General features: G+C 58.6%; 4 protein-coding genes. All 4 read left to right on the plus strand.

Annotated elements, in window-relative coordinates; all coding sequences use genetic code 11:
* Window positions 1-412: sigma-70 family RNA polymerase sigma factor (locus Q7T36_RS17175; RefSeq protein WP_304851661.1), on the plus strand; the 412-nt coding region annotated here is incomplete at its 5' end.
* A 75-nt stretch (window positions 413-487) separates the two neighbouring features.
* Complete coding sequence (locus Q7T36_RS17180; protein ID WP_304851664.1) at window positions 488-1,105, plus strand: sigma-E factor negative regulatory protein; 618 nt, start codon at window positions 488-490, stop codon at window positions 1,103-1,105.
* A 69-nt stretch (window positions 1,106-1,174) separates the two neighbouring features.
* Window positions 1,175-2,173: a MucB/RseB C-terminal domain-containing protein gene (locus tag Q7T36_RS17185; RefSeq protein WP_304851667.1), complete on the plus strand. Its 999-nt coding sequence runs from the start codon at window positions 1,175-1,177 to the stop codon at window positions 2,171-2,173.
* A 97-nt stretch (window positions 2,174-2,270) separates the two neighbouring features.
* On the plus strand, window positions 2,271-2,980 hold a 710-nt coding region (locus tag Q7T36_RS17190; protein WP_304851669.1), incomplete at its 3' end, for a trypsin-like peptidase domain-containing protein.

The following is a 2,980-nucleotide window of genomic DNA, read 5'->3' on the forward strand; positions in this document are numbered from 1 at the left end:
CAGGGGCGAGGCCCAGTTCTACACCTGGCTCTACCGGATTGCAGTCAATACGGCCAAGAAAGCCCTGATGGACCTCAAGCGAAATCCGACCGTGTCGGAAAATTCCTTCAAATCAGGGGATGACGATGAAACTTCCCCGCCGGAACACGAACTAACAAGTTCAGAGACCCCCGATGCGGTGCTGGCCAGCAAGGAAATTGCAGAAATTATCAATGCGGCCATGGATGCGCTGCCCGAAGAGCTCAGGCAGGCCATCACACTGCGTGAAATTGAAGGGCTCAGCTATGAGGAAATATCAGAGGCCATGGGTTGCCCCATTGGCACCGTGCGTTCCCGCATCTTCAGGGCGCGCGAAGCGATATCGGGAAAGGTCAAGCCTTTGCTGGAAAACCAGTCGGGCAAGCGCTGGTGAAATGACCGCCAGGTTTTTCAGTTATTTATGGATAGAAGCGGCAGCTCGCCTGCCATGAACCTTATGAAACCGTCTATGCAAACCAGCGAACTCCTGTCCGCCTTGGCCGATGGCCAATTGGCAGGTGATGATTTTGTCGCCGCAGTGCAAGCTTGTCAGCAAGACGCGTCTGCCCTGGCGCGTTGGGACAGCTACCACCTGATCGGGGATGTCCTGCGCCTTCCCGCGCGTGGAACCTTGCGTCTGTCAAAGGGTGCGGACCTGGCGTTTGTCGACCGGCTTAACCAGCGCCTGGCACAGGAGACTTTGGCTGGCGCGCTGCGGCCTGGTTTAGATTCAGCGCCGTCCACCCAGGGCGCCGGTGCGTTGACGCACCACCGCGGCACCGCCGCCAATGACGGAAATTTGCGCTGGAAGCTTGTCGCCGGCTTCGCTTCCCTGGCTGCAGTTTCGGCGATTGCGTGGAATGCCTCTGGCTTGCTGGCTCTGCCGGCTGCAGCACCGCAACTGGCCCAGGCGGGCGGCTCCCCGCAAGTGGTGGTGGCTTCGCCGCAGGGCTTGATGGTGCGCGATGCCAGGCTTGAGGAGTTGCTGGCCGCGCATGCGCAGTTGAGTGGCAACTCGGCCTTGCAACTGCCCTCGGGATTCTTGCGAAATGCCACTTTTGAAGCGCCACAGCGTGCAGGGCGCTGAGTGCGCGGCCACTTGCCTCACCGGTTTTGCAGCTTCATGAAATTAACGACTTTTAGGCGTTTAGCCAGCATGATAGCTATGTTGCTGGCTATGAATTATGTAGCAGCTCAGGGTGATCCACTGGCAACCGTGCCGGTGCCTGCGACCACCGCGGCAGAGTCCAGGAGCATTGACGACTGGTTGACGCGCATGCACGAGGCCTCAAAAAGCCGTGCCTATATCGGGACCTTTGTCGTATCGTCTGGAGAGGCCATGTCGAGTGCCAAGATATGGCATGTCTGCGAAGGCAACCAGCAAATGGAGCGGGTAGAGACACTCACGGGGCCGCCGCGGTCCATTTTCCGGCACAACGATCAGGTCGTTACTTTCCTGCCTGACCAGAAGGTGGTGAGGCGGGAAAAACGCGAATCCCTGGGCCTGTTTCCAGGTGTCTTGCAATCCACCGACCGCCGCATTGCCGACTTCTACAAAGTCCGGCTGGAAGGTGCTGAGCGCGTGGCTGGCGTGGATGCCGACATCGTCGTGCTCGTTCCCAAGGACAAGCTCAGGTTCGGCTACCGCATCTGGACCGAGCAGAAGAATGGCTTGGTGGTGAAGCTGCAGACGCTGGATACCGATGGGCAAGTGCTTGAGCAAGCCGCATTCTCGGAGTTGCAGCTCGACGCGCCCGTCAAGATGGACAAGCTGTTGCAGATGATGGGCAAGGCAGACGGTTACCGTGTCGAAAAGCCCGTGCTGGTGAAGACCACGGCCGGCGCGCAAGGCTGGGTATTGAAAACGCCCGTGCCCGGCTTCAAGCCCGTGAGTTGCTACAAGCGGCCGGCGACGCCAGCCAGTGCCATGGCCGGCCAGGAACCGATGCAATGGATTTTTTCTGACGGGTTGGCCTCGGTTTCCATTTTTGTGGAACCCTTTGACCCGCAGCGACATGGCAAGGCGTCCAGCCTGTCCATGGGGGCCACCCAGGCCGCGACACGGCAGCTGGATGCCTACTGGGTCACGGTGATGGGCGAAGTTCCCTTGACGACTTTGCGGCTTTTTGCCAACGGACTGGAACGCAGGAAGTAGCAGCTCGTCAAACGTTGTCAGTTTGTTTTTGGGGCTGCTGGCCCCATGTGCCTAGATTGAATTTAACAATAACCACGCTTGCCAGAGAACTTTATTTATGAAAAGGCTGATGATGCTTGAATCGAACTGGAAACCGCTGCGTTCTTATCTTGCAGCAGGTCTGCTGGTGACCATTGCCGTTTCCGTTGCCGGCTTGCTGCCGGCCAAGCCAGTGTGGGCGCAAGTGCGTGGGTTGCCTGATTTCACTGAACTGGTTGAGCAGGTCGGTCCATCGGTGGTCAACATCCGAACGCTTCAAAAAGTCAAAGCCTCCGACGCGTCAGGCGTCGACGAGCAGATGCTGGAATTTTTCCGCCGCTTTGGGATTCCTGTGCCGCCTAATTTGCCGCGCGCTCCCCGCCCGGACCGCAATCAGCCAGAGCAGGATGAAGACCAGCCGCGCGGTGTGGGATCGGGCTTTATTCTCACGGCAGACGGCTTGGTGATGACAAATGCGCATGTGGTGGATGGCGCGGACGAAGTGATCGTCACCCTGACCGACAAGCGTGAATTCAAGGCCAGGATCATCGGCGCCGACAAGCGCAGCGATGTTGCAGTCGTCAAGATTGACGCCACGGGTTTGCCGGCTGTGAAAATTGGTGACATCAACCGGTTGAAAGTGGGTGAATGGGTGATGGCCATCGGCTCGCCGTTTGGTCTTGAAAATACGGTGACAGCGGGGATCGTCAGCGCCAAGCAGCGCGATACCGGCGATTACCTGCCCCTGATACAAACCGATGTGGCCATCAACCCCGGAAATTCCGGGGG

Source organism: Fluviicoccus sp., from assembly GCF_030646115.1.
Taxonomy (GTDB): domain Bacteria; phylum Pseudomonadota; class Gammaproteobacteria; order Pseudomonadales; family Moraxellaceae; genus Fluviicoccus.